Origin of the sequence: Barnesiella sp. CU968 (assembly GCF_905219685.1) — a bacterium.
Lineage (GTDB): Bacteria > Bacteroidota > Bacteroidia > Bacteroidales > Muribaculaceae > Lepagella > Lepagella muris_A.
Genome location: NZ_CAJMXD010000307.1, coordinates 1 through 3,532, shown reverse-complemented (window position 1 = coordinate 3,532; position 3,532 = coordinate 1). Strand labels below are relative to the sequence as shown.

Below are 3,532 nucleotides of genomic sequence, written 5' to 3'. Positions count from 1 at the left end.
TTCTCTGTGGAAAACTCCACATTCCAGCTCTGCTCTTTCGGGAAGACTATGCCGTTGCTGCTTTTAGCGGCGGCTTCGGCTGCCTCGTGGTGTGCCTCGTGCTCATCATCGTAGACTGTGATTCCAGGAACTGTCACAACACTTTTACCGCCGGCTCCCTCAATCTCGAACGAGAGGTTGCCTTCTCCTCTCTTCTCTGGTCTTACCTTAAATTCATAAATACCGGGATGCACAGGTTTGTCGCAGACAACACTTACGCTTTTTCCTCCGATTGTAAGTTTCATGCTGACCTTCCCTTTTTCAAGAGGTTTGAAATCGCTCAGCTTCGTGAAATGGACAAGTATCTCGCTTTCCTGCCCAGCCACAAACGGCTGAGCCTCGGCAAAAAGCTCAAATTCAGAATTATATGCAGTGAGCTGGAGAGTTTCATTGTGTGAGTGACCCTGGTGGGATTCCTCCCCCTCGTGTTCATGTTCATGCTTCCCGTGACAACCGGCAACGCCAAATGAAAGGGATGCCGCCACGCCTGCGAGAAATGCGCGGAAACAAAAATTCCGCAACTTTCTAAATATTTTATCGTTCATGTCGTATTAGCTTATATGTTGTCTAAACAACTGTTTATGAGCGCAACCTATAATCACAAACGGATAAAGACTGCGCGAATGATTAAAAAATCGAATTGAAAGGATTAATTGAAAATGTGTGTCAAAGCTTATACAACAGGGGGAGCGCGACGCATCGCGACCGCGCTCAACGCCGGATCTTCCAACAATGGAGACTGGACCACAGGATATTCCTTGTCCTTGAGTTTCTCCTGAACCCATATAAGATAGTCTCCCGGAAGAATCGTCTGGATCAGCATCGCCTTCACTATTTCCGACGGCGAATGGTCATACCGGCAGGCAAGGGCGGCTATCGTATCATTCAGCACGCAATGTTCCGATGCCGGACGCTTTTCCGTGTCCCCGTCGTGGTCACAATCACTGTGTCCGCTTCCGGCAATCACCGAATGACTGGCAATGTGGGCAAATGTAGCATACATGTCGTCACCGTGAAAATGAGGGATGGCGGCGTGAACCAATATCCCGATATTGGCGAGCAATACAATCAGTGCCGACAGTTTTCCTTTCATTGCGTCAATGCTTGTAGCAAAGATATTATTTTTTCTTAATTTTGCAAAGGCAAATTTAATACATAATCATTGCACATGATGTGCAGACCAGACAACAGACAACCGTTATGATAAAAAACATACTGTTTGACATGGGAGGTGTAATATTCCTCCAGAACACGGAAAAGGCATTTCGCCGCTTCGAGGCACAGGGTGTGGACACCGGCAGATATATGGGCGCACACGGACAGAAAGGTATATTTCTTGACCTTGAGGAGGGAAGAATCGATAAAGAGGAGTTCCGCAAAGGTATGTGCGAAATAACGGGACATGAAGTGTCGATGCAGGATGCGGCATACTGCTGGGAAGGTTTCTTCGACGGTGCCCCAGTTGATCGGCTACGCACTCTTCTTGAGCTGAAAAAGGATTATCACCTCGGACTGCTGTCAAACACAAACCCGTTTATGATGGAACTGACCGACAGTCCCCGGCTGAGTGCAGACAAACGCCCAATCTCCGATTATTTCCATTCAATGTTTCTCAGCTACGAACTGAAAGCATACAAACCTGACGAAAAAATCTTCCGCCTTGCGCTTGAACGCGACGGTATTCTCGCCGATGAGACACTTTTCATCGATGATGCCGCAAAAAACATTGAAGGAGCTCGAAGACTGGGCATTCACGGACTCCATGTAGCTACCAACGCAGACTGGCGTCCCGCTCTTACTTCCCTTCTGCGCAACGGGCGATAGGCTCGCTCATCGGGGAGGAATAGCTTCTGGCATAATATTCGCGGAGCAGCTTCTTGAGTTTCTTCACAACTCCTGCATAAGCCGGATCATTGGCGACATTGTGACGCTCTTCCGGATCTTTCTGATAATCAAAAAGCTGATAGCCGATCACCTTGTTTTCATCAAACGGCTGGTAGGTCTTGAACCCTTTTGTCCATTCAACCAGACGATAACGGGGATCGCGGATGGCATATCCGTGTATGTCGTCTTCGAGTTCCTTTGCCTTGCCTTTGAGGTCTGTGTCGCTTGAGATCGTGTAATTCTCCGTTGTGGTGCGGCTATATTGGCTCATGGCGTAATCCTTGATTTTTGCCTTGGGATTTTTCAGTACCGGCACAAGGCTTTTGCCGTCAAGCTGCTGCGGGTGTGCTGTCTTGGTCAGTTCGCAGACTGTAGGGAAAATATCAAGGAACTCAACCATAGAAGCTGATTTGACTCCCTTTTTCATTCCCGGCGCAGACACGATCAGCGGCACACGCGTAGCATTCTCGAAATTCGTCATTTTGTTCCAAAGACCGTGGTCCCCGAGATGATAGCCATGGTCGCCGTAAAGAATCACCACCGTATTGTCGGCAAGACCCTCTTTCTCGAGCGCGTCAAGCACTTTGCCTACCTGCGCGTCAGTATACGAAATGCACGCGTAATATGCATGNAGCAGTCTTTTCTGAGTGTCTTCGTCAAGATGCTTTGTGTCTATATAACTCTCGAAGGGTGGGATATCGGAATACCCCTTAACCTCAAGCGAGTTGTGATAGGCATATTCCACATCATCGCTCGCCATATCCTGGAATTTTGCCACAGGCATTTCATCACGCTCATACATATCCCAATATTTCTTGGGAGCGCAAAACGGCAGATGAGGTTTCTTAAAACCGACTCCAAGAAAAAACGGCTTATCGCCTTCTTTCAGCTTATGCAGCGTCTTGACCGCCTCTTCCGCTATTATTCCGTCAACATAACCGTTGTCGGGAACATCGGCGCATTCCGTAGCGACACGCCCGTTGGCAAGCGCATAGGTGGCACCGGGTGCCTTGACATACGGAAGACTCCATGAAATCGGGTCGTCTTTCACCGCTTTGTCTTTCAGAGGATGATAGACCTTACCCACGCCTACTGTCTCATAACCGTTTTCTTTCAAAGCCTGAGGCATTGTCACGATATCAGGATTGTTTTTTCTGAAAGAACCCATCAGCCACCATACTCCGGTATGATCCGGATTCAGACCGGTCATCAGTGAACTACGGGTAGGTCCGCTCAACGCCACCTGACAATAAGCGTTGCTGAAAGTAGTGCCTCTGGAGGCAAGACGATCCATCGAGGGTGTTTTTGCAAGTTTATCGCCATAGGGTCCGATCCAGGGTTTCATGTCATCAATCGCTATAAGAAGTACATTCGGACGATTGTCGGCATTTTTGTTTTCCGCCGGTTTGGCTGATGCCACGGCAGGTGTAAGAGCAAGTGCGTTCACTCCACACAACAAAAAATTCATTTTTTTTCCGTAAATCATGAGTAAGTTTTAAAGTTTTTGCTAATTTTGCACAAAGATACATTTTTTCTTCAAAATAAAACAAATTTAACCTCATTTTTAACCATGGCGAAACTTAAAACAATTATTTCGACACTCGGCAGA

4 protein-coding genes are annotated in these 3,532 nt (G+C 47.6%); 1 reads left to right on the top strand and 3 read right to left on the bottom strand.

All coding sequences use genetic code 11. The features are described from left to right. Together JX312_RS10670 and JX312_RS10665 are read right to left on the bottom strand one after the other, a co-directional pair. On the bottom strand, positions 1–584 hold a 584-nt coding region (locus JX312_RS10670), incomplete at its 3' end, for a hypothetical protein (protein WP_204457981.1). 128 nt (positions 585–712) lie between these two features. After that, positions 713–1,132, bottom strand: coding sequence for a hypothetical protein (locus tag JX312_RS10665; protein WP_204457980.1), 420 nt, complete (start codon positions 1,130–1,132; stop codon positions 713–715). A 107-nt stretch (positions 1,133–1,239) separates the two neighbouring features. On the opposite strand from JX312_RS10665, the gene JX312_RS10660 reads away from it, so the two are divergent. Further along, complete coding sequence (locus JX312_RS10660; RefSeq protein ID WP_123403508.1) at positions 1,240–1,863, top strand: HAD family phosphatase; 624 nt, start codon at positions 1,240–1,242, stop codon at positions 1,861–1,863. Here the strand turns inward: JX312_RS10660 and JX312_RS10655 are convergent. Further along, entirely contained in the window at positions 1,835–3,391 is a 1,557-nt protein-coding gene (locus tag JX312_RS10655) for a sulfatase (protein WP_204457979.1), read from the bottom strand. The genes JX312_RS10660 and JX312_RS10655 overlap by 29 nt on opposite strands. Positions 3,392–3,532 lie beyond the last annotated feature (141 nt).